The organism is Photobacterium obscurum (genome assembly GCF_026191635.1).
In the GTDB taxonomy this organism is placed as follows: domain Bacteria; phylum Pseudomonadota; class Gammaproteobacteria; order Enterobacterales; family Vibrionaceae; genus Photobacterium; species Photobacterium obscurum.
In genome coordinates this window covers 34,435-58,939 of record NZ_JAKRRW010000015.1, presented here as the reverse complement: position 1 = coordinate 58,939, position 24,505 = coordinate 34,435, and the positions used below count along the sequence as shown (strand labels likewise).

The following is a 24,505-nucleotide window of genomic DNA, read 5'->3' as shown; positions in this document are numbered from 1 at the left end:
ACGACAATTCTCCCACAGAATCGCATTCTTGTAATTAAGAGAACCATGACCAAATATGGACTTCGTGCCAGGGTCTTCACCCTGACATTAGCACCAACGCTGATTATTGGCCTGCTATTAAGCGCATTTTTTACTATGAGCCGTTACCGGGATCTTGAACACCAGCTCATTTCGACCGGTGCCAGTATCATCGAACCCCTCGCGATTTCAACCGAATACGGTATGACAGACAAAAACCGCGAAGCCGTCCGTCGCCTGATCAGCTATGCCCACCGCAAGCACTCGCAGATTGTCCGTAGCATTGCGGTGTTCGATGCCAGTAACGAGCTGTTCGTCACCTCCAATTTCCACCGCAATTTTGAAGCCCTGATGTATCCGGATGATCAACCGATCCCCCTGTTACTGGAAACTCGGCTCAATGAAAACTCACTGATCCTGCGTGCACCAATTTTAACCGAGGGCCAGTTCAACACCCCATCGAGACCGGGCTACCGGGCTGAAACGCTCGGCTACATCGCCCTAGAGCTAGATTTAAGTGCACTTCGCCTGCAGCAATACCAGGAGGTCTTTACTGCACTGATGGTGCTGTTACTCGGGCTGACACTGTCCTCGCTGTTTGCCTACCGGTTAATGAAAGACGTCACCCGACCGATTTCGCATATGGTTAGCGTGGTCGATCGGATCCGCCGCGGCCACCTTGATATCCGTATTGAAGGGCAACTGCTCGGTGAGCTCGATACCCTGAAAAACGGTATCAATGCCATGGCAATTTCCCTGTCCGAATACCACATCGAGATGCAGCAGAGCATTGACCAGGCCACCTCGGATCTGCGTGAAACCCTGGAGCAGCTAGAAATCCAGAACGTCGAACTGGATATTGCCAAGAAGCGAGCCCAGGAAGCCGCACGGGTGAAATCAGAGTTCCTGGCCAACATGTCGCACGAACTGCGTACCCCACTGAACGGGGTGATCGGCTTTACCCGCCAGATGCTGAAAACCCGACTCAGCTCAAGCCAGCAAGACTATCTGCAGACCATCGAGAAATCGGCCAACAACCTGCTGACGATTATCAATGACATCCTCGACTTCTCGAAGCTGGAAGCCGGTAAGCTGCTACTGGAAAATATCCCGTTCGACTTTACCGAGTCATTGGATGAGGTAATGAAGCTGCTGGCACCAAGTGCCCACGAAAAAGGGCTAGAACTGACGCTGAAAATTGACAACCGGATCCCGACCGGCCTGATTGGCGACCCGCTACGGATCCAGCAGGTACTGACCAACTTAATCGGTAATGCGGTCAAGTTTACCGAGCGCGGTAATATTGATGTTTCAGTAGAGCTAAAAACCGATAAAGACGAGAACGTCGAGCTACAGTTCATGGTTCGTGATACTGGTATCGGGATTTCCGAACGCCAGCAGGCCCAGTTATTCCAGGCCTTCAGCCAAGCTGATGCCAGTATCTCCCGCCGCTATGGTGGTACCGGGCTGGGGCTGGTGATCACCCAAAAATTAGTCACCCAGATGGGCGGAGAGATCAGCCTGACCAGCCGCCTGCATCAGGGGTCGACATTCTGGTTCAGCCTGCGCCTGGCCAAAACAGACCTGCCGGTATCACAGCCAATTGATACCTCCTCACTGGCTAATAAGAAACTATTGTTGATCGAGCCGAATATGCAGGCCGCCTCGGTGATCCAGCAACGCCTGATCCGGGCAGGTGTTCATGTTACCTACCGCTCCACCATGCCAGATGATGCCGAGCATCATGATTTCGCCTTGCTAAATCTCGCACCGGGCGAGCAACCACCAATTGCGACCCTGCTAGATATGGTATTCAAAGCCGAGCAGATGACCGAAAAAGTGGTGGTGTGCCTGCCAACCACCGAGCTGGCCCTGTCAGAGCGTCTGGTTAACGCAGGGGTATCGGCGTGTCTGCCTAAACCACTGGCCCACCGCAAGCTGCTGGAAACACTGAGCAGCGAACCCGATATGTTGCTGGAAACAACGTCGCCGCTGCTACCAGAACCGGTACAGACCATCCTGCCGCTAACCGTGATGGCCGTTGATGATAACCCTGCCAACCTGAAACTAATTTCCGCCCTGCTTAGCGAGCGGGTCGAAACCGTGATCACCGCAACAGGCGGTCGCAAGGCTGTCGAGTACGCGCACCAGAAAGACTTTGATCTGATCTTTATGGATATCCAGATGCCGGAAATGGATGGTGTCACCGCTTGTCAGGAAATCCATAAAACCGATCTGAACCACAGTACCCCGGTAATTGCAGTGACTGCCCATGCAATGGCTGGAGAGCGAGAACGCCTGATCGATGCCGGCATGGACGACTACCTGACCAAGCCTATCGAGGAGCACATCCTGCTGCAAATCTTGGCTAAATGGACCAATCCTCATGATGCGACATCCGCTCAGGCGACACTAACGGAAGAGGCTGTCGAGGCTGAAGCCGCGGCACCGGCAGTCAATAACAATGTCAGCTGGGACTGGGAGCTCGCCTTAAAACAGGCTGCAGGAAAAGAAGATCTGGCGAAGGATATGCTGCAAATGCTGCTCGATTTTATGCCAGAAGTCGAAATGCTGGTCAACGAGGCACTCGATGGTAAAGATATTGAGCTATGGCCACCGATCCACAAGCTACACGGCAGCTGTGCATACAGTGGTGTTCCCCGCCTGAAAAACCTGTGCTATGCCATCGAGACAGCGTTAAAGGCCGAGGCTACGGTTGAAGATATCGAACCAGAGCTGTTTGAGCTGATCGATGAAATGAACAATGTGGTTAAAGCATCGAAGACCTATCGGCACTGATTTCTAAGGACAAGATCCTGGTTCCGAGAAGAAAGAGCAAAAAGGAGAGCGTTGGCTCTCCTTTTTTATAACGGGTCCGAGGTCCTAGGCTCTAAGATTCTAGAATCACCGTCGCGACCGCATACTTCTTCTCGTCGGCAATCGTGAGGTGAACATGATTCGCACCCATCGCTTCGGCAAGTTCGGCAGCCTTACCCGACAGGGTCAGGATCGGTTTGCCACGTTCGTCGTTGCTGACGGTGAAATCATGGAAGGTCACCCCACAGGCAATGCCGGTTCCCAGCGCTTTGGAAGCGGCCTCTTTAACCGCAAAACGCTTGGCCAAGTAACGCCCTTTGAGTTTCAAACCGTGGAAAATTTCCAGCTCAGACAGCGATAGCACCCGCTCGGCAAAGGCATCACCGGAGCGAGCATAGACCTTCTCTACTCGCTCAATATCAGCAATGTCGGTGCCCAGGCCAAGGATCGCCATTAGCGGCGCGCATCCAGCATTTCAGCCTTCATATCGGCCACAGCTTTTTGCAGGCCATCGAAGGCTGCGCGGCCGATGATTGAATGGCCAATGTTCAGTTCATACAACTCAGGCAGAGCAGCAATCGGCTTCACGTTATGGTAAGTCAAGCCATGACCGGCGTTCACTTTGATACCCTGATCATCCGCGTAGCTGGCCGCAGCAGCAATTTTCTTCAGCTCGGCCTGCTGCTCTTCCTCAGTTTCGGCATCCGCATAATGGCCGGTGTGTAACTCGATATACGGCGCGCCACAGGCAACAGCTGCGTCAATCTGCTCACGGTCGGCATCAATGAACAGCGAAACTTTAATACCCGCCTTGCTCAATTCCGCGGTAGCAGCCTTGATTTTTTCCAGCTGGCCGGCAACATCCAGACCACCTTCGGTAGTCAGCTCTTCACGCTTTTCCGGAACAAGGCAGACAAATTCAGGCTGGGTTTCCAGTGCAATCTTGACCATCTCATCGGTAACGGCCATTTCCAGATTCATACGGGTCTGGATCGTTTCACGCAGAATGCGAACATCACGGTCGTTAATATGGCGACGGTCTTCACGCAGATGAACGGTGATACCGTTAGCACCTGCACGCTCGGCCACTTCGGCCGCGTGAACCGGGTCTGGGTAACGAGTACCTCGGGCGTTGCGCAGTGTTGCAATATGATCGATATTAACGCCGAGTAAGATGTTGTTCATTTTCCGGTACTCCTTCCTCTAGGGATAAACAATTCCCTGCTTTTTAGTGGTTTTCCGCCAAGATACGGTTTTAAGGCTATACGTGTAAAGCGTTTTGCAGCCCGGAGTTGATCCGGGGTTTCAAAATGCCTGGTCGCGATGGCTTTTAGCTGGCTACCAGTGAACGACAACTGCCCGGTGACCATCGACGCGATAAAGCCCCTTTGTTCACGGTAGTTGTAGGTCATGCTGTCTTCAACAGGTAAGCCGCTACCGGCACAATGGAGAAAATCAATGCCGTAGCCAAGGTGATGCAATAATGCCAGTTCAAAGCGCCGCAATGCCGGCTCTGGATTATCTGCTTGTGCCAGCTCACGCAGCACATTCAGATAATCCAGAAACAGCACTGGATAAGGTGTATTGGTTTCCAGTACCCGCGCCAGAACTTCATTAACATACATCGCGGAATACAGGATATAGCTGCGCATCGGCAGGCCAATGCTAATAGGCTCGGCGTAGGTCAATACAGGCATTGAACCACGGCCGGACCATTTCATAAACAGCGGGGTAAAAGGCTGAAGAGCACCTTTTAGGTTGGAGCGCTTGCGGCGCGCTCCTTTTGACAGGATAGTGACACGGCCTGAATCTTCACTGAATACATCAAGGATCAGGCTCGTCTCACTATAGGGACGAGTATGAAGGACAAAACAGCGCTGTAGCCCTTCCATGGTGTCCCTTACAGGTCGTCGATATAACCTAGGCTACGCAGCGCACGTTCGTCATCTGCCCAACCCGATTTCACTTTAACCCAAAGTTCCAGGTACACTTTTCGTTCGAACAGTTCTTCCATATCGATACGGGCTTCACGGCCAATGACTTTCATTTTTTCGCCATTTTTACCGATCACCATTTTCTTCTGGCCTTTACGCTCAACCAGAATCAATCCGTTGATATCAAAACCGTTGGTACGCGGGTTGAAATCAAAACGCTCGATTTCGACTGTCACCGAATAGGGTAGCTCATCACCCAGGAAGCGCATCAGCTTCTCACGGATAATCTCAGACGCCATAAAGCGCTGAGAGCGGTCCGTCACATACTCTTCTGGGAAGTAGTATTCGCCTTCAGGTAGGTGCTCACGAACGATCTTCTCTACCGCATCAACGTTGGTACCGTGCTTCGCCGATACCGGAACCACATCAACGAAGTCCATCTTCTTAGACAGCTCTTCAAGGTGCGGGAACAGCTCGTGCTTGTCTTTCACGTTGTCGACTTTGTTTAGCAACAGTACCGTCGGCAGCTCACTTTTAATTAGCTTGTTCAGTACCATTTCATCGTCGTCGGTCCACATCGTGCCGTCAACCAGGAACAGGACCAATTCAACATCGGTCAGCGAGCTGCTGGCAGCACGGTTCATCAGACGGTTGATAGTCCGCTTTTCTTCGATATGCAGACCCGGGGTGTCCACGTAGACGGCCTGGTAACCGTCACGGGTATCAACCCCCATAATACGGTGGCGCGTTGTCTGTGGCTTACGCGATGTGATTGACAGCTTCTGGCCAACCAGACGGTTCAATAGGGTCGACTTGCCAACGTTCGGTCGGCCGACAATGGCAATAAAGCCGCAATGTTGTTTATCTGTCATGATTCCAACTGCTTAAGCGCAATTTCTGCTGCTGCCTGCTCTGCCTTGCGCCGACTGCCGCCTTTACCGATGACGGGCTTATCCAGGCCTGTCACTTCACACTGTACCGTGAACTCTTGATTGTGAGCTTCACCGTGCACCTTAGTTACAGTATATGCAGGAAGCGGCAAACGACGCCCCTGCAGACACTCTTGAAGACGCGTTTTCGGATCTTTCTGGTTGATACCCGGCTTGATCGTGTCAAGACGAGACTGGTACCAGTCCAGTACGATCTTGCGTACGACCTCGATATCACTATCTAAGTAGATAGCGCCGATAATCGCTTCAACGCAGTCAGCCAGAATCGAGTCACGACGGAATCCGCCGCTTTTCAGTTCACCCGGACCAAGCAGCAAATGATCACCCAGATCAAACTCGCGGCCCAGCTCGGCCAGTGTCTTACCACGTACCAAGGTGGCACGCATACGGCTCATATCACCTTCATCCACACTCGGGAAGCGATGGTACAAGTCATCCGCAATAACGAAGCTCAGAATCGAATCGCCCAGAAACTCCAGGCGCTCGTTATGGGTTCCATTGGCACTACGGTGTGTCAGTGCCAAGGTCATTAAATCAATATTTGTAAATTGGTAGCCCAGCTTACGCTGAAGCCTATTTGCAGGAGATGTCATTTTATCCCGATCAGTTTATGCCACCGATGCGACTGAATCGCACACCGGTAGGAATCCAAGATGGAAGTGCACTATCAGCACCTCGTTCAAACTCAAAGCTGATCCAGATCCCGACCGCCTTACCAACGAGGTTGGCTTCAGGCACAAAGCCCCAGTAACGGCTATCTGCACTGTTATCGCGGTTATCACCCATTACGAAATACTGGTTCTCAGGCACAACCCACTCACTCACGCCCGGACGCGGCTGGTAAGCCAGTGTACGGTCACGCTTGAGCGGGTGAACAAGGATTTGGTGCTCTTGCTCGCCCAGCTTTTCGTTAAATTGAACTAGACGCGTCATGCCTTGGCTAAACTCGCTGTCAGTCATATCTTCCAGCGGTACCGGCTTGCACTCGGCAGAGCCCTTCGGTGCAACACAAAGTTGCTTGTGGGCACTGTAACGAACAGTATCGCCCGGCATACCTACTACGCGTTTGATGTAGTCAATTTGGGGTTGAGGCGGGAATTTAAATACCACGATGTCACCACGCTCTGGCTCCCCCGTTTCAATCATCTTGTGACGGAAAACAGGATCACGCAGGCCGTAGGCATATTTCTCAACCAGGATGAAATCCCCCACGAGTAACGTCGGCATCATCGAGCCGGATGGGATCTGGAACGGCTCATAAATAAATGAGCGAAATACCATAATTAGCGCGATCACCGGAAACATTGAACTGGCTGATTCCACCCAGCTCGGTTGCGGTGCAACGGCTTGTAGGGTTTTAGCATCGACTTGATCGCCCGCATTTGCAGCAGCCGCTTCAATTTTCAATTGACGTTTCGGCGCCCAGACAAACCGGTCCAGAGCCCAAATGATCCCGGTAACCAGCGTCGCCAGTACCAGAATTAGCGAAAAAGTATTTGCCATTTTAATCCCTAATAAATGTAACAGTGCAGCAAGTTACCCTTGCTGCACTGCTCATTGAAACTGCTTCAAAGTGCCGGCGCTATATCCAGCTATCATTGTGATTCATGAAACAATAACAATGAGTAAAGTTGTTACTTACTTGTCTTTGCCGACGTGAAGAATAGCCAAGAATGCTTCCTGAGGCAGCTCGACGTTACCGATCTGCTTCATACGCTTCTTACCTTCTTTCTGCTTCTGTAGCAGTTTCTTCTTACGGCTGATATCGCCACCGTAACACTTAGCAATAACGTTTTTACGTAACTGCTTCACGGTTGCACGAGCAATGATCATACCGCCAATCGCCGCTTGAATCGCGATATCAAACATCTGACGAGGAATGAATTCCTTCATCTTGTCGACTAAATCACGACCACGACTATTTGCATTGTCTTTATGGGTAATGATTGCCAACGCATCAACACGTTCGCCGTTGATCATTACATCAACACGTACCATGTTTGATGGCTCGTAACGCTGGAAGTTGTAATCTAGCGATGCATAACCACGCGATGTTGATTTCAAACGGTCAAAGAAGTCCAATACCACTTCAGACATCGGAATATCGTATGTCAGGGCAACTTGATTACCGTGATACACCATATCAACCTGCACACCACGTTTTTCGATACATAGCGTGATCACGTTACCTAAGTACTCAGATGGTACCAAGATATTACAACGTGCAATTGGCTCACCAATCACGTCGATATCGTTAACCGCCGGTAACTTCGATGGACTATCAACAAACACGGTTTCACCGCGCGTTGTTTCTACCTGGTAAACAACCGTTGGCGCCGTAGTAATCAGTGCAAGGTTATATTCACGCTCTAGACGCTCTTGGATAATTTCCATGTGCAGCATGCCAAGGAAACCACAACGGAAGCCAAAGCCCAGTGCAGCAGAACTTTCTGGTTCATAGAATAGCGACGCATCGTTCAGGCTAAGTTTACCCAGCGCATCACGGAAGTTCTCATAATCATCAGACGATACCGGGAACAGGCCCGCGTATACCTGTGGTTTCACTTTCTGGAAACCAGGAAGAGCTTCTTCACTACCGTGTTTGGCATGGGTCAGGGTATCACCAACCGGCGCACCAAGGATGTCCTTAATACCACACACAACCCAGCCAACTTCGCCGGTATTCAGTTCAGTGGTATCAATTTGTTTCGGCGTAAAGATACCCAAGCGATCAACACCCCATACTTGGTCGGTGCTCATCACTTTGATCTTGTCGTTTTTCTTCAACTTACCATTTTTGATACGTACAAGAGAAACAACACCTAGGTAGTTATCAAACCATGAGTCAATGATCAGTGCCTGTAGCGGCGCTTCAGGATCACCTTCAGGAGCCGGAATCGCAGTTACGATGTTCTCAAGAACATCCTCTACACCCAAACCGGTTTTCGCTGAACAACGCGTTGCTTCCAACGCATCGATACCCACAATTTCTTCAATTTCTTCGGCTACACGCTCAGGATCGGCAGCTGGCAGGTCGATTTTGTTCAAAATCGGCACTACCTCTAGGTCCATTTCCATCGCTGTATAACAGTTAGCTAGAGTCTGGGCTTCTACGCCCTGACCAGCATCGACAACCAGCAAGGCACCTTCACAGGCCGCCAGTGAACGTGATACTTCATAAGAGAAGTCAACGTGTCCTGGAGTGTCAATAAAGTTAAGCTGATAGGTTTCACCATCTTTGGCCTTATAATCGAGCGTCACGCTCTGGGCTTTGATGGTGATACCGCGTTCGCGTTCAAGATCCATGGAGTCTAGAACCTGCGCGGCCATTTCACGATCGGAAAGGCCGCCGCAGACTTGGATTAGACGGTCAGATAAGGTCGACTTACCATGGTCGATATGTGCAATAATCGAAAAGTTACGAATGTGCTTCATGAATTGGCGTGACTAACTCGTGATTAAAATGAATGGGATCTACAGATCAAGTTGACAGATTCTACCGAATTTCGCGGCTAGTCGCTATCTTTCGATGCGGCATTTATTGCCATATCATTCGATATAGGGCTGCCTAACACCCGAATCAGGGTCGGTTTATAGGCAGAGTTACCTTCCAATCGACGTGCAAGACGCCGTGCCAACACTAACCCAGCCGCCGCGCTGACGACAGCCGTTAGGATAACACCCAACTCACCGCCGCCTGCCAAATCGACAAACCACCATTGCCCCACTACTGCTCCCAGAATTAAGAATAGCAAAGGAAGCACATAAACCAGCACCGCTGAATGCAACATACTTCGTTCTGACAGGCCAATTTCAACCACATCACCAACAGCAGCATGGGTACGGGTCGCGATTTTCACCAGGTGGCTACGCCCCGGTACGGCCTTACTAACAATACCGGTTCCGCAACTGTCACGAGATGCACAGTGGCCACAACTGGTTTTCTGCTGGCAGGAAACCGAGAGAACTCCCGGCTCTACCGCGACAACCGTTGCCAATGAACGCATCATGGCTGGGTATCTCCAGCTGTATCAGGACTATCGACGGCAAACGCTACAGACTCTGCCACCCGACGAGCCGTGGCAGGCGGAATATCGCCCACAACCGTGACTTCTTTATTTTTCAGCACATGACTATGCAAAGTGCGACGCCCTTGGCGAACCAACTGCTCTCTTACGGTGAAGCTATCCACCGCCGCAACATAAATAGAAAAGCTGAACAAGCCGTCACTATACATTTTGCTTTCAACCTGGCGCTCCGTCAGCATCAGGCGGTGACGGTTACGGGAGACCGATTCAAAGCCCTGCGGCAACCAGTTGACCTGCCAGCTAAGCTCGGCCTGGGGCTGCGGCGGCAACTGTACCACGGCAGGCAACTCAACGGTTTTTAGACTTTTCAGCACATCGCCCACTTTAGGGTTGACGACATAGGACACCGCACGGTATTGCTCTAACGGCTCACCATCGCGATCCAGCAAATCTGCACGCATAACCAGGCTGCTACGGGTATCTATCCACAACAGATAGGAGTAGCGGGCGCCGTCTTTCGGCGCAATCCTAACGACATCACAAGCAACACCGGCTTCCCGGGCTCGCCCCATGGAGATAAAGTCATAGTATTTCGCCAGCTCATTGATATCAGATCGCATGATCGGCGGCAAAGGGGCTACCATCTTGTTACTGTCTATCGTGAACGGGTCAAGCCCAGGCTCAAAGTAACTCACTTCACTGCCCCGCTGAATCACTTCGCGCGGAGGGCCACTCAGATACATAAGGTGTGCATACGTTTCGCCTTCCTCGACGGCATGGCGATAACGCAGCGGTTCAATACTGTTTTTCTTAATAAGTATGTACGACAGCTCGTAGCTGAGCTCCCGGCTAGCCTCATCCATTTGATGCAACAAAGCCTCGGCCGAAGATACCGGATCTTCAGCAGAGGCTTGCAATGGCATCATCAGGCTGACCAGTGTCACTACACCGACCAGAATTTTTCTCATTTATCCGCCAGATCAGTTTGTTTCAAGCAACGTTTTATCGAGACTGCCGTCTTCGGCATTTAAACGTAGCTGCAATTCATAGTCCTGAAGCATCGCGTTAATACGGCGGCGTTGCTCCATAACTTGTGCTTCACTCGGTGCACCATGGTTATTACTGCGCACTGAATCCCGGGTCAGACTAACAGGTTCGGCAGTGCCGGCAAAAGGAATTGTCTGAAGTACCGGCATCTGTGATTCTGCAGATGTAGCAACGAGGCCCTCGTCGCCACCATTGTACTGCTGAACCCCCACAATCACAGCCAGTGACACACTGGCAGCAACCGCTACCTGGCCAAATTGAGTCAGCCAAGCTGGCATCGTACGCTTCGCTTCTCGTGGGGTAGGCTGTGACTCAACGGTCTCACGAACAGTAGCCAGTTTCACAACTGGAGCTGGCTCTACGACGGTGTCAGAGGCTCCGGTATGCGCTGGCTCATCTTCGAGTGCCAGTGCAACACTTGCAGCAATATCCCAATCCTTGTTTTGTGGAGCATCCCCTCGCATCACATCACCAATCAGGTTAAAGTTCTGCCAAGTCTGCTGGCTGTCATCATCTACAGCCAACGCATTGATAATGCTCTGATCCAGCTCTTCGCCATCTAATAGTGCCGAAATTTTTTGTTTATCAGCCATTTTTTTTCACCGTTTGGCTTAATACTTATCGCTGCATTAGAGGGCGGATACGTTTCTCGACCGCCTCTCGTGCACGGAAAATACGTGATCTTACCGTACCAACCGGACATCCCATCACTTCCGCAATCTCCTCATAGCTCAAACCTTCCAGTTCGCGCAGGGTGATTGCGGTCTTGAGATCGTCTGGTAACGCTTCAATGGTACTGAAGACTACCCGCTTCAATTCATCAGACAACATTTGGTTCTCAGGGTTCGATATTTCTTTCAAGGCATTTCCACTTTCATAGTACTCAGCCTCTTCAGCATCAACATCAGACGCCGGCGGGCGGCGTCCCTGAGCTACCAGATAATTTTTTGCCGTATTAACGGCAATTCGGTACAGCCATGTATAAAACGCACTTTCACCACGAAATGTCGGTAAAGCACGGTACGCTTTAATGAACGCTTCCTGAGCGACATCCGGCACGTCGCCGGAATTACTGACATAACGGGCGACCAAGCTACATACCTTATTCTGGTATTTGACTACCAGTAGGTTGAAAGCCTGCTTGTCACCACGCTGTACTCGCTCTATTAATACCTGATCAGTTTGCTGCTCGCTCATTCGAGCGTGTACTCCTATATCCGTCTTGCACTCGTGATTTCATACTAACCTGTCAACGGTTCGCAGCAGGGCGTCACTCCTTCATGATATATAGAGGACCACCCAGCGTTAGAACAGTTTTAAAGCTCAATCAAAACAGCGTTATATGAAAAGTATGAGCATGAGCACTATTTATGACTAGAGAATAAAGACGAAGTTCCCTGTTCAAAAGAAATAATTTCTCATTAATAGTGCGCGATTTTTTTTCCGTAATGACGCAGTATAACCATTACATTGACTAAGCATTATACCGCGTCAAAGCAATAAGTGGTTAACCCACAGTCAAAAATGAAAAATTGAGATGGAATTTGGTAACATAGAGCGATTGCCACAGGGATATGAAATCGATATGAACGAAAACCGTGAACATCTTTGCGATGTACTAGTCATCGGTAGCGGTGCTGCCGGATTATCGCTGGCATTGCGCCTGGCGCCGTTAGGGAAAGTGATGGTCTTGAGCAAAGGCCCGAGCAGCGAAGGGGCGACATATTATGCTCAAGGCGGGATTGCCGCTGTTTTTGATGAGTCAGACAGTGTTGATTCCCATGTCCAGGATACCCAGATTGCCGGGGCGCATTTATGCGATGAAGACGTGGTTCGCTTTATTGCCGAAAATGCCAAACACTGCGTACAGTGGCTGATTGACGGCGGTGTGCCGTTTGACCGCGAGGAGAGTGACAGTGATGACGCCCCTCGTTACCATCTGACCCGCGAAGGCGGCCACAGCCATCGCAGGATCCTGCATGCTGCAGACGCTACCGGTATGGCCGTACAAAACTCGCTCCAAGATAATGTTCACAACCACCCGAATATCGAAGTACTTGAGCGCCACAACGCGCTGGATCTGATCACCAATCAGAAACTCGGTATCAGCGATGAGCCGAACCGAGTTCTGGGAGCTTATATCTGGAACCGTAACCGTGAAGTGGTAGAAACCGTTCGCGCCAAGTTCGTAGTACTGGCCACCGGCGGTGCATCCAAAGTCTACCAGTACACTTCCAACCCTGATGTCTCTTCCGGTGACGGTATCGCCATGGCATGGCGTGCCGGTTGTCGGGTCGCTAACCTGGAGTTCAACCAGTTCCATCCGACCTGCCTATTTCACCCTGAAGCCCGCAACTTCCTGCTAACCGAGGCACTACGCGGCGAAGGGGCTTACCTGCGCCGCCCGGACGGCACGCGCTTTATGAAAGACTTCGACGAGCGAGCCGAACTGGCGCCGCGTGATGTGGTGGCCCGTGCCATCGACTTCGAGATGAAGCGCCTGGGTGCAGACTGTATGTTCCTGGATATCAGCCACAAACCGGCTGACTTTGTGCAGAAGCACTTCCCGACAATTTACGAGAAACTGCTGGGCTTTGGCATTGATATCACCAAGGAGCCAATCCCTATTGTCCCAGCCGCCCACTATACCTGTGGTGGTGTCATCGTCGACAAGGAAGGCCGTACCGATCTGGATGGTCTGTACGCTATCGGTGAAGTGAGCTATACCGGCCTGCACGGGGCTAACCGTATGGCATCGAACTCACTGCTGGAGTGTGTGGTTTACGCCTGGGCCGCCGCAGAAAGTATCCAGCAGAAACTGAACCTGGTCAGCCTGCCTGATAGCCTGCCATGCTGGGATGAAAGCCAAGTCAGCTGTTCGGACGAAGAAGTGGTGATCCAGCATAACTGGCATGAACTCCGCCTGTTTATGTGGGACTATGTCGGCATTGTCCGCACCACCAAGCGCCTTGAACGAGCGATGCGTCGTATTCAGCTACTCAAAGAAGAGACTAACGAGTACTACAGCAACTTCAAGGTCTCGAATAACCTGCTGGAACTGCGTAATTTGCTACAGGTTGCCGAGCTGATGGTTCGCTGTGCGCTGGAGCGCAAAGAGAGCCTCGGCCTGCATTACAACCTTGATTATCCAAAACAACTGGAAGAATCGAAACCAACGATTCTGACACCGGATCAGCCGTGTTGAGGCAGAAACTAGAAACTAGAAACTAGAAACTAGAAACTAGAAAAGATTATCGAAAACCACGTAAGCGTTTCGAGATATAGAAAAGCGAGAGGTGCAAGCCTCTCGCTTTTTTAGTTCCTGGTTCCTGCAGGCTTCAAAAGCCTCATGACTACTCAGTCAAGCTCTTGCTCTTCCTGCTTTCTCAAGAAACTAGGATCTAGGAACCCGCCCCAGCTCCTAAACCTTATACTCCGCAATCGCTTCGTCCAGAGAAATAGCCTGTGCTGCAACCGCATTGGCTGCCTGGGCATTCTCATGGGCTGCTGCCGAATTGGTCTCGGTAATATCACGAATCGAAGTGACATTCTGACCGATTTCCTCTGAAACCAGGCTTTGCTGCTCAACCGCAGCGGCGATCTGAGTACTGGTATCCATAATCAACTGCATGTCAGCCATGATCTGATTAATCTTCACTTCCGCACTATCCGCTTGCGTCACGCTCAACTCTCCCTGCTCTCGGCAGCGGCCGATATGGACGACAACCTGATCAGTTTGCTCTTGCAGCGAAGCGATAATCGTAGTGATCTCTTCCGTTGATTGGCGGGTACGCAATGCCAGCGAGCGTACCTCGTCGGCGACAACGGCAAACCCTCTGCCCTGCTCTCCTGCGCGCGCGGCTTCAATCGCGGCATTCAGCGCCAGCAAATTGGTCTGCTCGGCAATCGCCTTGATCACGTCCAGCACTGAACCAATGTTTTCCGACAGCGTCGACAGGCTCGCCACTTCGTCACTGGTTTGTGCCAGATCGTCAGACAAAGTACGGATACGCTCTTTGGTTGCACTCACTTCGCCCAACCCTTCCTGCGCACCATGATAGCTGCGGTCAGCATTTTCTGCCGCGCTTTCAGTATTCGAGGCAATTTCGCGGATGGTTACCCCCATCTCGGTGATCGCCGTGGCAACCGACTCCGTTTCACCTTGCTGCCTATCCATTGCCTGCTCAGATTCACGGCTTCGGCTTTGCAACTGCTCAGAGGCCGCCCCCAGTTCGGTGATTGCCCCTTGCACGTTCCCGACCAGCTGGCGAAGACTCAATAGCAATCCGTTGAAATTACGGGCCATATCGGCCAGCTCATCATTGCCATCTTCATCGGCAACCTGGGACAGGTCGTTACTGCCAGCAATGCTGGCCATCAAACGGCTCAGGCCTTCGATACGACGTTGAATGGACTGGCTGATCAGCCATGACATCCCCACCAACAGCGCCATCACGACCAACACGCCCACAACGGTCAGCTTGCTAATCAAGCTTTGCTCCGCCTCGACTTTAGCCTCCAGCTGCTCGACAACCTCCGCAAAGACTTTCTCGACCAGGTGTGACTGTTTGCGGATATCACCGCGCAGTCCCAAATTATGGCTCAGACCAATATTCTGTTGTTGTTGGATAACCTGGTTAACATTCTGCTCAAACCGTTCAAATACCGGCCCTAGGTCATGCAGCAATTGCTGTCGGTGTTGTTCCGAGGCAAGCTGATAATCTTTCAGGTGTTCCTCGTCGCCGGTCACCAGCAGCATCTTGGCGGTCAGCACCAAACTATATGCTTCCAGGATATCGAGATTCTGCTCACTGGCCGCAAGAATCAAGGCCTCCGAGCTGTCGAAAAACGCCAAGTGCATCCCTTCATCGGTTTTCAGACCAAGCAGCTGGTAGCCTTGGATCAAACTCATCATCCCGCTATGGTAGCTATGCATGGCTTCAGGGAGTGTTTCCAGGCTCGGGATCAAAATCGACAATGAATCAAGCTCCGTCTCCAGAGTTGTCAGCTGAGACTGAAAACGCTCATAGTTAGCTTGGAACTTACCCTGATACTTCATATCCATCCGCATCAAAAAGTCTTTCTCGTTGCGGCGTAGGTTAAGCAAGGTAACTTCCAGCTGACTGACAGCCGCCGAAGCGTCATTTATCTTCATCACCCGCTCATTTGCCACCCCGGTCATGCCGAGTCCGACCAGCAAAGCCGATACTGCCAGGGCAGTAAGTCCCAATAATTTATGTTTAATTTTCATTCCAAATATAATCCAGCCTGATTTAATACCCTAGGCGTGGGTATACCGCCGCATTTCGGTGGTGTTATTCCTACTCTTACCTATCGACTAATTGATAAATCCCTTTATATGCAAAAAGCAGCACTAGATAAGAAAAACGGAGGGTGAATTAAGATAAAAACCTTTAATTACAGCAGCTTATGACAACTCTGACTCATCTAATTAATTTCAACTTTATCCGTCGTCGGAGCAGTAGATAACCGAGCTGTAACAAAATAAGGACAAACTTCGATATGCTGCTTCATCACATGCATCACGGCACACCAGTAACCAGCGGTGCTGTTCGGGGCGGCGGAGGCGCAATAGCAGCAAGAACCGGGTGCGTATTTTCACCCTATCCACCTGCCACTTCTGCCGCTGCCAGCACACTTCACCCGATATGCTGATAATCAACCGCCCTTGTTGCGACTGACAATAGAGACGCAACTGCAGCCATTCGTGCCACAGCATATCCAGGCACACAACAATTAGCGGTAGGGGAAGAACGGTACGTAACCAGGCGAGAAGTAACAGGCATGCCGCACTGAAATAGAGAATGGTCAGCGCGGCAGCAGACAATTTGGAAGGTTTTACATCAAACTCAACGAAGTTTGCTGTTGTTGTGGGCAACAATTTTGTCCACCATTGCTGCATGAGCCGGGTTTTCACTGCGACCATGCTGCATCATCCAAGTGAACAGATCGGGATCATCACAAGTCAGCAAAGAGATAAAATCCCGCTGCTCTTGCTCTGATAGCTGCTCAAAACACTCCTCAAAGAACGGCATGATGATCACATCCAACTCCAGCATACCACGACGGCATGCCCACTTAACGCGTGCCTTTTCTTCTGCACTCAACATATACAACCTCAACCTTTACTTGGTCGTTTATACAATTCGCTCAATATTAGCAGCACGAGATCATACCGACCATGCGCAAGAACAAGCAAAACGTGAAGATGAGACCTATGATCAAAAAAGGAGTTTAGGTATATAAGCTGACAAATGCCAGCTAGCGTTTTAACATAGCAAGAACAATGATATTCACTCTATAAGCAGTAGCTTGCCGGTTCCGTTTTGCTATTAATCCCAATAGGGATAAGCAAAGCCCCCGCGAGCTACCCGACAATCATGGAACGCGCTATGAGCACCTGGTCAAACGCCCTGAATTTCAAGAAAATCCCTTTAACGTCCCAAGATGCGCTGCCAGAGCTGGCGCTGATCAACCTTACCGACTGGGGACTGGCTACCCTAATTGGTGAAGATAAAAAATCTTTCCTACAGGGCCAGGTGACCTGTGATGTCGTCACCTTAAATGCAGATCAGTCAACCCTCGGTGCCCATTGTGATGCCAAGGGAAAGATGCGCACGGTTTTCCGCCTGTTTCACCATAATGAAGGCTATGGCTTCCTGCAACGCCAGAGCATTATGGCGACCCAGCTACCGGAGCTGAAAAAATATGCCGTTTTCTCTAAAGTCGATATCGAGCAAAGCAATGATGTCTTACTCGGCCTGACCGGAAGCCAGGCAACGACCGTGATTGAGCGTGAATTCGGTGGCGAAGGTGATGTCCGCGCAATCACTGGCGGGACTGCCGTCAAGATCGACGAGCAACGCTGGCTGATTGCCATTGCAGCCGATCAGGCGGAAACCATCGCCAACAAGCTGGCCAATGAGGCCGTACTTTCAGACAGCTCGTTGTGGGATATGTACGATATCCAAAATGCTATTCCGCGCGTCGATGCCGAGACCGAACTGGAGTTTATTCCCCAGGCGATGAATCTGCAGGCTGTAGGGGCAATCAGCTTCAAAAAAGGCTGCTACACCGGCCAGGAAACGGTGGCGCGCGCCAAGTATCGCGGTATTAATAAGCGTGCCATGTATATTGTAACCGGCCCGGCAGAACACTGCCCGCAGGCTGGTGATGCGCTGGAGCGCAGTGTCGGAGAAAACTGGCGTAAAGGCGGCACCATCATCGCTGCGTACCAGTTTGCTGACAATCAGTGTATCGCCTTGGTCGGCCTGCCAAACGATCTGGATGAAGAGAGCCAGTTCCGCCTCACCGATCAGGACGCTATTTGGCAGAAGCTGCCACTGCCTTACTCGCTAGAAGAGAACGAGTAAACAATGCAAACCTCTGTAACATGTTATTTAGAAAATGAAGGGGTCGAGTATCGGCTCCTTCCTCACACCAAACCAGCAAAGACGGTTGAGGAAGCGGCGCAAGAGCGTGGTGTCAATCCAGAACAGATGGTTAAATCAATCCTGCTTCGCGACATGGGGGGATTTCATGTTCTCGCCTGTGTGCCGGGACCGGCACAAGTCGACCCGAAAAAAGTGCGCGAGATGTTTGGTTGTCGCCGTATGACCTGTGCCGATGCCAGCGATGTAGAGAAGGTTACCGGGCTGATGATCGGCACCGTTGCCCCCATTGGCCTAAAACGCCCTCTTCCGGTTATTTTTGATCACGCCATCAAAAAACATCACCTCGTGAATATCAGCAGCGGGGATCGCATGGCAGGGGTCGAGCTTGAAACCGAAGATCTCCTTTTACTCTGTGATCCGATGTTTGCCGACATCTGCCGCTAACTCAGGGAAAGGGCTCAATCAATGAAGGACATCAACTGGCGTGGTGTAGACCTCAACCTGCTCATCGCTTTTTCAGCCTTGATGGAAACTCGCAGCGTCACGAAGGCGGCGCAGAAACTCTCCCTTGGCCAGTCGGCGATGAGCCATAACCTGTCGCGGCTGCGTGCCCTCATCAATGATCCATTGTTCGAGCGCCAGGGCCATCAAATGATCGCGACGGATAAAGCCATTGAACTTGCACCGGTGATCGAGCATATTCTCCAGCTTGTCACAACCGAAATCCTCCAGCCTGGCGACTTTACACCACATGATTACCGCGGTAACTTGCGCATCGGACTGACCGATTATGCCGAGCTACTTTTTGCTCCGGCCTTGTTTGATGCCATTACGGCCCTGGCTCCCCACTGCCAACTCAGCTTTTGTAATGTCGATCGCAACAACTATCAGTCCGCGATTGAAGAGCAAAAAATTGATTTGGTCATTGGCTCGATGAAAAATCTGCCAAGAGAGCTGGATAGCCAGTACCTGTATACCGAGGATCATGTTTGTCTTTTTGACAGGCAGGCTACCGGGCTGAGTATACCTGTTGATCTTGCGCGCTATATCGCAACCCCACAAGCACTGGTGACTCCCGACGGTAAACTGGCCAGCGCGGTAGATAGCCAACTACAGCGACAAGGTTTCAGCCGTCATGTCGCAGTAGGCTCGAGCAACTTCCTGACGATCCGCCACCTGCTGACCGGACGGAATCTACTGTGCGTGGTCTCCACGCTGATGGCCAAAGTTGAAATCTTTCATGATGACCTGACTCAATGCAAGCCGCCGGTCGATATTCCAGATTTTGATATCAATATGCTTTGGCTACGCAGAAATGGCAGCCACCCTCGAATTGAGTGGCTGAAGCACATCGTCAGCCAAACCATTACCGAGCGGGTTACCGCCCTGCGCCAACGTCCCGACAGCAGGGCATAAAAAAAGCAGGGCCACCCTGCTTTTTATCAATCTTGCTTTGGATGCGGCTCCTGGATCTGATACAGCCTGTGCGTTTCACACGTCTCTTCGCAATCACATTCTTTCTCGATACCGACGTTTGCCAACCCACCACAGCTGCCCGCGATTGTTTTTTTCTTTATAATCCAACCGATGGCCATGGCGACAATCACCAGTAAGAAAATCATCACCGTGAGTAAAAATGTCATAACTTCAGTCCTCCTATCTTAGTCAGACCAGACAGCACCGGTTTTGTATTCACTACGGTACCAATTTTAGCCGGCGCCGCTTTTGTCTTACTTCCACAACCGCAGCCACAGTCGCCTTTTTCACGCTTACAGGGACGGCCTTGCTCGGCAGATAGCAGAACTTCTCTAGTAACCTCACCAGCAAGTACGGCAGATAACTCACTGCGTGCCGGTACCCTGCTCACCGTAAAACCCGCGCCAAGTAGCCTGGCCAGCGATCGTTGACCGACATTTCCCAAGATAATTTCAGTGACCCCAAGCTCACTCAGCTGGCGCTGAATACGCTTCTTATGCTTACAGCCGATCTCACGGCTTCCGCTATTTTCCAGCAGGGTAATAAACGTCCCCTGCGCATCAAATATTTGGAAGGCTGAAGCCTTACCAAAATGACCTGCAACCTGATTCCGAGGCGTAACTGCAATTGCTAGCGACATATTAATTATCCTTTTCTTCTAACAACTTATCCCGATTGGTATCTGTCATCACGTCAGAGCCCACAGGCTGTCCGGTTGACGAACGTGGCGAGGCAGAGCCAAAATCAAGGGCCATCCCTTTGACCAGTGCCTGCGCGACCTTATGCCTTGCTCGGGCAATAGTATTACCAAGTGTCTGCCGTGAAACACCAAGCTGCAACGCAGCGGCCTGATGGTTAAGGCCATCAAGATCAACCAACCGAATTGCTTCCAGTTCATCAGGTGCCAGCAAAATACTGTCTAACTGTGCCATTGGCACACCATTTGGTTTAAAGCAACTGTATGCGGGGCGGCAACCAATTCGCCGTTCTATTTTAGGTCTGGGCATCACACTCTCTTTTCTGGCATATGCCAATAATGGTCATATTATTGGCATATGCCAGAAACCAAGTATTGATCCAGGACAGAAAAGAGGAAAAAGAACGAAAAAGACACAGCTCAGACCAGCGGTGTTTTTTAGCACAAAACACCAGAAGAGCTGCAGAAGGGCAGTATCGAAGCCTAGCGATCCGTTTGAGAGAGCAAAACAATGTGTATTTATAACGCTATCAGTGGAGATGGAGAATTACATAACACCATAATAAACAAGCATAAAATTTAATGGCCAGTGGAATTACAAATCGTTTTCAATACGGCCCTGTTAATTATCCTTAAGAAAAAACAGGATATTCATCTAGTGAATAGGTAGTAGCACAAAAAAATAAACCACTCAGTTAAATTTAACATTATTATTATGCTGTAAATGTCACAATTTTTTCATGCATGTTGTTTTATAATTTCTACCGTTTGGAACCCATACAAGGTTGACTTTATATGCGCATGTTCAAACGCTACGTGCCAAAACTGATAGCAAAGCACGTAAGTCGTTTATTTAGTGGAAGGATCTATATTGATGGCCGAGGAGGCTATGAATTCAACAACGGAATGTTGCTTGTGCCCGTGAAAGCTCAGCAACGGCATTTCCAGACCGTTAATGAGGTAAACCAGGAGATAAAGCGCTTAAAAGAGTTCTCATGCTAACCCTATCTTGATGAAAGCCCACCTTGTGGGCTTTTTTGTACCAAAGAATTACCATAACGTCAGTGCTATTCAGATTCGTCTATCAAATCCTGGTAATTATCCGCATCCAGCAGATCGGCGAACTCGCTTTCATCCTCAACCTTGATCTGAAATAACCAGCCGTCACCATAAGGGTCACTATTAACCAGCTCCGGCGAATTCTCGAGCTCTTCATTAATTGCGGCCACAAAACCGGTCAGGGGAGCATAGATATCAGAGGCCGCTTTGACTGATTCTGCTACCGCGCAATCTTCACCAGCATCTGTCGCGGCATCCAGCTCGGGCAAATCCACAAAAACCATATCACCCAGCATAGACTGGGCATGATCAGTAATACCGACGGTATACACACCATCACCTTCCGGACGCACCCACTCATGGGTATTGGTAAACTTCATTTCAGAGGGAATATAGCTCATGGTGAAACTTCCTTATGAAAGCCTGCCTATCGCCCATCAAGGAATGCGATCAAAGCAGATGAGTTAAAACACAGGTACAGCTCCTCAAACTGACATTACTGTCAACAACATCCAGTACGCGTACTCAATTTCCTGTTATTTACTGTAGGAGAAAAATCAAAAAAGTGAACAAATTATCCCTAGTAATTAACCGCAAAGAAAAAACCGCCTCAAATGAGGCGGTTTATAATGTGTGATGGATACTGGAACAACGGCTAATGCTTGGCTAAATCCGGTAGCTCTCCAGACAGTCCCAATGCCCGACGCATAAATTCGTCTTTCACTCCCGGGGCTTTATTGGCAATAAACATGCCGATATCTCGCACCAGCTTTTTCGCCGGATGGCTACCATCAAACAGGTCGCGGAAAGCCTGCATCGCGGTGATCATCTTAGCCGCTTCGGCCTTGCGCCACCGTTCGTACTGACGCAGATTCACTTTCTTACCGATGTCCTGTTCTTGCAACCATAATGACTTAAGCTCCTGTGCCAAGCTGGCAGCATCCAGCAATCCCAAATTGACCCCCTGCCCTGCCAGAGGGTGAATGGTATGGGCGGCATCACCGACCAAAGCAACGCGTTCACGAACGAAATCACGGGCATAACGCATTTTTAATGGAAATGCCTGCCGTTCACCTTCAACTTTACATAAGCCCAACCGGTGATCAAAGGCGGCGGTCAGTGACTTATTGAACTCTTCATCCGACAGCGCGCAGAGCTGCTCGGCTTCCAGCGGAGAAACCGACCATACAATCGAACATAGATCACTGTCAGGCAAAGGCAAAAAGGCTAATGGCCCCTGCGGGCGAAAGATCTGACGGGCGGTGTTGTCATGCGCCTCGCTACATCGGATGTTGGCAACAATCGCACTATGACCATAGTCCCAGTGGGTTAGCGGAATATCGAGTTGGTGACGTAACCAAGAATTAGCGCCGTCGGCCCCCACAACCAATTTAGCTGTCAGGCTCTTGCCCGACTCGAGGCTAAGCCAGGCTTCGCTTTCACCAAAGGCGATATTCTGGCAACGCTCTGGAGCCAGTAAGGTGACATTCGGCAATTGTTGTACCCGCTCCAACAATGCCAGCTGGATCACCCGGTTTTCAACAATGTGGCCCAGGTTTGGCTGCGCCAAGCGCCCAGCATCAAACTCGATGTCGGCAAAACTGTCCTGCTCCCACACCTGCATCTTGCAGTACGGGCTCAGTCGACGAGCCTCTATCCCTGGCCAGGCTCCTACCCGGCGTAAAATACGCTCACTGGCTCGGCTCAGGGCTGAAACACGTAAGTCCGGTAATGGTGCCAGCTCCTGCTCCGGTAACTGACCTTCAATCACCGCCACGCGAAGCTCGGTATCAGCAAGCGCTGCCGCCAACGTCAAACCAACCATTCCACCGCCAACAATGGCAACATCAACACTTTGCATCATTATTATCTTTCTACCTGTCCCATTGCCCGCCGTACCAGCGGTGCTTTTAATGTATCAAATAGGCTCATCGTCATAAGGCCGCAGTTCCGGCCAACAACTAGCGGGAAGCTGCTGTTGGCAAACAAGCCCACCAGCCCAGCTGTCATACCGATAGTTGCTTCGCGATCCGGCGTGCGCCGCTGGCGATAATGGCTCAAGATCGTAATGCTACCAGGGTCTTCACCCTTGGCTACACCACGTACTACTTCTTCTGCCAGGGTCATGACATCACGCAAACCGAGGTTAAATCCCTGTCCGGCAATCGGGTGCAGCGTTTGTGCCGCATTACCGACCACCGCCACACGGTGGGAGGTTATTCGCTGGGCCTGCCGTAACAATAGCGGGTAGGCACAGCGTGCCCCTGTTTTAATCAGTTGCCCCAAACGCCAGCCAAAAGCCTTCTGGAGTTCAGCCAGAAACTGCTTGTCACTCCAGTCCATAACCTTGTGCTGATCTTCTGGACGAATACACCACACCAGCGAGCTCCGCCCTTCAGACATCGGTAGCAGGGCTACGGGTCCATACGGTGTAAAACGCTCGAAGGCTCGGCCTTGGTGAGGTTCGGCAGTCGTGATGTTAGCTATCACAGCAACCTGTTCAAAATCATATTCCGAGCGACCTATACCTAGCATGTCACAACAGCCCGACAATGCCCCGTCTGCCGTGACCAGTAACTTACCCGATATCGTACTACCTTGATCCAATGTCAAAGTGACGGTTTCCTGGCTTCGCGAGATCTCGGTGATCGCCGCCGGACATAGCAGATCGACCTGTTCGATTTCGCGGAGTTGCTGATGAAACAAAGTGCCAGCATCAGCCAGCTCAATCACATAGCCCAGCGCATCGACAGCCTGCTCGTCGGCATCGACATGCACAATACCGGCATGGCCTTGATCCGACACGTGAATATGGGAGATCGGTGTAGCAACTTCCGCCAATGGCGTCCAAATACCAATATCTCTCAGGATATTGGCCGATCCGAGCGATAAAGCGATACTACGGGCATCATAGCCCGGGTGCAGATCCAGCTGAGGAGCGACGGCTTCAACAACCGCAATTTTCAGCTGCCCGTTACCGAGTTTATTGAGGGCAATTGCCAATGTCGCACCCGCCATTGCGCCACCAGCAATAACAACATCATACTGCTTCACATCCAGTCCC

25 protein-coding genes and 1 pseudogene are annotated in these 24,505 nt (G+C 50.8%); 6 read left to right on the top strand and 20 right to left on the bottom strand.

The genetic code is table 11. The features are described from left to right. The first annotated feature begins 45 nt into the window (after nt 1-45). The gene (gene barA / locus MD588_RS17515) at nt 46-2,817 is read left to right on the top strand and encodes a two-component sensor histidine kinase BarA (protein WP_265698830.1); all 2,772 of its coding nucleotides are present in this window, start codon (nt 46-48) and stop codon (nt 2,815-2,817) included. Nucleotides 2,818-2,908: 91 nt separating this feature from the next. Here barA and acpS read toward each other — a convergent pair whose 3' ends face one another. The 11 genes from acpS to rpoE all read right to left on the bottom strand — a co-directional run bounded on the left by acpS (nt 2,909) and on the right by rpoE (nt 11,991). After that, on the bottom strand, nt 2,909-3,289 hold the full coding sequence (gene acpS / locus MD588_RS17510) for a holo-ACP synthase (RefSeq protein WP_265698829.1): 381 nt from the start codon (nt 3,287-3,289) through the stop codon (nt 2,909-2,911). Then, on the bottom strand, nt 3,289-4,020 hold the full coding sequence (gene pdxJ, locus MD588_RS17505; protein ID WP_265698828.1) for a pyridoxine 5'-phosphate synthase: 732 nt from the start codon (nt 4,018-4,020) through the stop codon (nt 3,289-3,291). Before pdxJ ends, acpS begins: the two co-directional genes overlap by 1 nt. Beyond that, entirely contained in the window at nt 4,017-4,727 is a 711-nt protein-coding gene (recO, locus tag MD588_RS17500) for a DNA repair protein RecO (protein WP_265698827.1), read from the bottom strand. The genes pdxJ and recO overlap by 4 nt, the downstream gene beginning before the upstream one ends. 8 nt (nt 4,728-4,735) lie before the next feature. Next, nucleotides 4,736-5,641 (bottom strand): GTPase Era, encoded by a 906-nt coding sequence (gene era, locus MD588_RS17495; RefSeq protein ID WP_265698826.1) that lies wholly within the window; start codon nt 5,639-5,641, stop codon nt 4,736-4,738. After that, nucleotides 5,638-6,312, bottom strand: coding sequence for a ribonuclease III (gene rnc / locus MD588_RS17490; RefSeq protein ID WP_265698825.1), 675 nt, complete (start codon nt 6,310-6,312; stop codon nt 5,638-5,640). Before rnc ends, era begins: the two co-directional genes overlap by 4 nt. Nucleotides 6,313-6,322: 10 nt before the next feature. After that, nucleotides 6,323-7,222, bottom strand: a complete 900-nt coding sequence (gene lepB / locus MD588_RS17485) for a signal peptidase I (RefSeq protein WP_265698824.1) — start codon at nt 7,220-7,222, stop codon at nt 6,323-6,325. Between the two features lie 135 nt (nt 7,223-7,357). Then, nucleotides 7,358-9,154 carry a translation elongation factor 4 gene (gene lepA / locus MD588_RS17480; RefSeq protein WP_265698823.1) on the bottom strand — a complete coding sequence of 599 codons (1,797 nt, stop codon included), beginning with the start codon at nt 9,152-9,154 and terminating at the stop codon, nt 7,358-7,360. 77 nt (nt 9,155-9,231) lie between these two features. Further along, complete coding sequence (locus MD588_RS17475; protein ID WP_265698822.1) at nt 9,232-9,729, bottom strand: SoxR reducing system RseC family protein; 498 nt, start codon at nt 9,727-9,729, stop codon at nt 9,232-9,234. Beyond that, nucleotides 9,726-10,715 (bottom strand): sigma-E factor regulatory protein RseB, encoded by a 990-nt coding sequence (rseB, locus tag MD588_RS17470; protein ID WP_265698820.1) that lies wholly within the window; start codon nt 10,713-10,715, stop codon nt 9,726-9,728. The genes MD588_RS17475 and rseB overlap by 4 nt, the downstream gene beginning before the upstream one ends. A 12-nt stretch (nt 10,716-10,727) precedes the next feature. Next, nucleotides 10,728-11,387: an RseA family anti-sigma factor gene (locus tag MD588_RS17465; protein ID WP_265698819.1), complete on the bottom strand. Its 660-nt coding sequence runs from the start codon at nt 11,385-11,387 to the stop codon at nt 10,728-10,730. 25 nt (nt 11,388-11,412) lie between these two features. After that, nucleotides 11,413-11,991, bottom strand: a complete 579-nt coding sequence (gene rpoE / locus MD588_RS17460) for an RNA polymerase sigma factor RpoE (RefSeq protein ID WP_075763110.1) — start codon at nt 11,989-11,991, stop codon at nt 11,413-11,415. Between the two features lie 388 nt (nt 11,992-12,379). Here rpoE and nadB point away from each other — a divergent pair, with 388 nt between their 5' ends. Beyond that, nucleotides 12,380-13,999, top strand: coding sequence for an L-aspartate oxidase (gene nadB, locus MD588_RS17455; RefSeq protein ID WP_265698889.1), 1,620 nt, complete (start codon nt 12,380-12,382; stop codon nt 13,997-13,999). A 216-nt stretch (nt 14,000-14,215) separates the two neighbouring features. On the opposite strand, the gene MD588_RS17450 is transcribed toward nadB, so the two are convergent. The 3 genes from MD588_RS17450 to MD588_RS17440 all read right to left on the bottom strand — a co-directional run bounded on the left by MD588_RS17450 (nt 14,216) and on the right by MD588_RS17440 (nt 16,925). Then, nucleotides 14,216-16,045: a methyl-accepting chemotaxis protein gene (locus tag MD588_RS17450; protein WP_265698818.1), complete on the bottom strand. Its 1,830-nt coding sequence runs from the start codon at nt 16,043-16,045 to the stop codon at nt 14,216-14,218. 213 nt (nt 16,046-16,258) lie between these two features. Next, a complete protein-coding gene (locus MD588_RS17445) occupies nt 16,259-16,717 on the bottom strand; it encodes a protein YgfX (protein WP_265698816.1) in 459 nt (152 codons plus the stop codon). Continuing rightward, nucleotides 16,665-16,925, bottom strand: a complete 261-nt coding sequence (locus MD588_RS17440) for an FAD assembly factor SdhE (protein ID WP_265698814.1) — start codon at nt 16,923-16,925, stop codon at nt 16,665-16,667. Before MD588_RS17440 ends, MD588_RS17445 begins: the two co-directional genes overlap by 53 nt. A 282-nt stretch (nt 16,926-17,207) precedes the next feature. Between MD588_RS17440 and ygfZ the strand changes: the two genes are divergently transcribed. From ygfZ to MD588_RS17425, 3 genes are read left to right on the top strand one after another with little or no spacing between them, the layout of a single operon-like run. Then, nucleotides 17,208-18,188, top strand: coding sequence for a tRNA-modifying protein YgfZ (gene ygfZ / locus MD588_RS17435; RefSeq protein WP_265698813.1), 981 nt, complete (start codon nt 17,208-17,210; stop codon nt 18,186-18,188). A 3-nt stretch (nt 18,189-18,191) separates the two neighbouring features. After that, a complete protein-coding gene (locus MD588_RS17430) occupies nt 18,192-18,653 on the top strand; it encodes an aminoacyl-tRNA deacylase (protein WP_265698811.1) in 462 nt (153 codons plus the stop codon). A gap of 21 nt (nt 18,654-18,674) precedes the next feature. After that, the gene (locus tag MD588_RS17425; RefSeq protein ID WP_265698810.1) at nt 18,675-19,625 is read left to right on the top strand and encodes a LysR substrate-binding domain-containing protein; all 951 of its coding nucleotides are present in this window, start codon (nt 18,675-18,677) and stop codon (nt 19,623-19,625) included. A gap of 26 nt (nt 19,626-19,651) precedes the next feature. Here MD588_RS17425 and nqrM read toward each other — a convergent pair whose 3' ends face one another. The 3 genes and pseudogenes from nqrM to MD588_RS17410 all read right to left on the bottom strand — a co-directional run. Next, a complete protein-coding gene (gene nqrM, locus MD588_RS17420) occupies nt 19,652-19,852 on the bottom strand; it encodes a (Na+)-NQR maturation NqrM (protein ID WP_265698809.1) in 201 nt (66 codons plus the stop codon). Beyond that, nucleotides 19,849-20,325 carry a NifB/NifX family molybdenum-iron cluster-binding protein gene (locus MD588_RS17415; RefSeq protein ID WP_265698807.1) on the bottom strand — a complete coding sequence of 159 codons (477 nt, stop codon included), beginning with the start codon at nt 20,323-20,325 and terminating at the stop codon, nt 19,849-19,851. The genes nqrM and MD588_RS17415 overlap by 4 nt, the downstream gene beginning before the upstream one ends. 100 nt (nt 20,326-20,425) lie before the next feature. After that, nucleotides 20,426-20,692 (bottom strand): annotated as a pseudogene (locus MD588_RS17410) (DUF134 domain-containing protein); the annotation flags it as partial. 485 nt (nt 20,693-21,177) lie between these two features. Between MD588_RS17410 and MD588_RS17405 the strand changes: the two are divergent. Continuing rightward, nucleotides 21,178-21,384, top strand: coding sequence for a DUF1107 domain-containing protein (locus MD588_RS17405; RefSeq protein ID WP_265698806.1), 207 nt, complete (start codon nt 21,178-21,180; stop codon nt 21,382-21,384). A 65-nt stretch (nt 21,385-21,449) separates the two neighbouring features. On the opposite strand, the gene gcvH is transcribed toward MD588_RS17405, so the two are convergent. From gcvH to ubiH, 3 genes are all read right to left on the bottom strand, one after another. Continuing rightward, on the bottom strand, nt 21,450-21,833 hold the full coding sequence (gene gcvH / locus MD588_RS17400) for a glycine cleavage system protein GcvH (RefSeq protein ID WP_322784259.1): 384 nt from the start codon (nt 21,831-21,833) through the stop codon (nt 21,450-21,452). Between the two features lie 263 nt (nt 21,834-22,096). Continuing rightward, nucleotides 22,097-23,305, bottom strand: coding sequence for an FAD-dependent 2-octaprenylphenol hydroxylase (locus MD588_RS17395; RefSeq protein ID WP_265698803.1), 1,209 nt, complete (start codon nt 23,303-23,305; stop codon nt 22,097-22,099). Between the two features lie 2 nt (nt 23,306-23,307). After that, entirely contained in the window at nt 23,308-24,495 is a 1,188-nt protein-coding gene (ubiH, locus tag MD588_RS17390; RefSeq protein WP_265698802.1) for a 2-octaprenyl-6-methoxyphenyl hydroxylase, read from the bottom strand. Nucleotides 24,496-24,505 lie beyond the last annotated feature (10 nt).

Excerpts from the sequence above, each read along its gene's own strand:
- barA (WP_265698830.1), top strand. The coding sequence starts at position 46 with ATGACCAAATATGGACTTCGTGCCAGGGTCTTCACCCTGACATTAGCA.
- acpS (WP_265698829.1), bottom strand. The coding sequence starts at position 3,289 with ATGGCGATCCTTGGCCTGGGCACCGACATTGCTGATATTGAGCGAGTA.
- pdxJ (WP_265698828.1), bottom strand. The coding sequence starts at position 4,020 with ATGAACAACATCTTACTCGGCGTTAATATCGATCATATTGCAACACTG.
- recO (WP_265698827.1), bottom strand. The coding sequence starts at position 4,727 with ATGGAAGGGCTACAGCGCTGTTTTGTCCTTCATACTCGTCCCTATAGT.
- era (WP_265698826.1), bottom strand. The coding sequence starts at position 5,641 with ATGACAGATAAACAACATTGCGGCTTTATTGCCATTGTCGGCCGACCG.
- rnc (WP_265698825.1), bottom strand. The coding sequence starts at position 6,312 with ATGACATCTCCTGCAAATAGGCTTCAGCGTAAGCTGGGCTACCAATTT.
- lepB (WP_265698824.1), bottom strand. The coding sequence starts at position 7,222 with ATGGCAAATACTTTTTCGCTAATTCTGGTACTGGCGACGCTGGTTACC.
- lepA (WP_265698823.1), bottom strand. The coding sequence starts at position 9,154 with ATGAAGCACATTCGTAACTTTTCGATTATTGCACATATCGACCATGGT.
- MD588_RS17475 (WP_265698822.1), bottom strand. The coding sequence starts at position 9,729 with ATGATGCGTTCATTGGCAACGGTTGTCGCGGTAGAGCCGGGAGTTCTC.
- rseB (WP_265698820.1), bottom strand. The coding sequence starts at position 10,715 with ATGAGAAAAATTCTGGTCGGTGTAGTGACACTGGTCAGCCTGATGATG.
- MD588_RS17465 (WP_265698819.1), bottom strand. The coding sequence starts at position 11,387 with ATGGCTGATAAACAAAAAATTTCGGCACTATTAGATGGCGAAGAGCTG.
- rpoE (WP_075763110.1), bottom strand. The coding sequence starts at position 11,991 with ATGAGCGAGCAGCAAACTGATCAGGTATTAATAGAGCGAGTACAGCGT.
- nadB (WP_265698889.1), top strand. The coding sequence starts at position 12,380 with ATGAACGAAAACCGTGAACATCTTTGCGATGTACTAGTCATCGGTAGC.
- MD588_RS17450 (WP_265698818.1), bottom strand. The coding sequence starts at position 16,045 with ATGAAAATTAAACATAAATTATTGGGACTTACTGCCCTGGCAGTATCG.
- MD588_RS17445 (WP_265698816.1), bottom strand. The coding sequence starts at position 16,717 with ATGCAGCAATGGTGGACAAAATTGTTGCCCACAACAACAGCAAACTTC.
- MD588_RS17440 (WP_265698814.1), bottom strand. The coding sequence starts at position 16,925 with ATGTTGAGTGCAGAAGAAAAGGCACGCGTTAAGTGGGCATGCCGTCGT.
- ygfZ (WP_265698813.1), top strand. The coding sequence starts at position 17,208 with ATGAGCACCTGGTCAAACGCCCTGAATTTCAAGAAAATCCCTTTAACG.
- MD588_RS17430 (WP_265698811.1), top strand. The coding sequence starts at position 18,192 with ATGCAAACCTCTGTAACATGTTATTTAGAAAATGAAGGGGTCGAGTAT.
- MD588_RS17425 (WP_265698810.1), top strand. The coding sequence starts at position 18,675 with ATGAAGGACATCAACTGGCGTGGTGTAGACCTCAACCTGCTCATCGCT.
- nqrM (WP_265698809.1), bottom strand. The coding sequence starts at position 19,852 with ATGACATTTTTACTCACGGTGATGATTTTCTTACTGGTGATTGTCGCC.
- MD588_RS17415 (WP_265698807.1), bottom strand. The coding sequence starts at position 20,325 with ATGTCGCTAGCAATTGCAGTTACGCCTCGGAATCAGGTTGCAGGTCAT.
- MD588_RS17405 (WP_265698806.1), top strand. The coding sequence starts at position 21,178 with ATGCGCATGTTCAAACGCTACGTGCCAAAACTGATAGCAAAGCACGTA.
- MD588_RS17395 (WP_265698803.1), bottom strand. The coding sequence starts at position 23,305 with ATGATGCAAAGTGTTGATGTTGCCATTGTTGGCGGTGGAATGGTTGGT.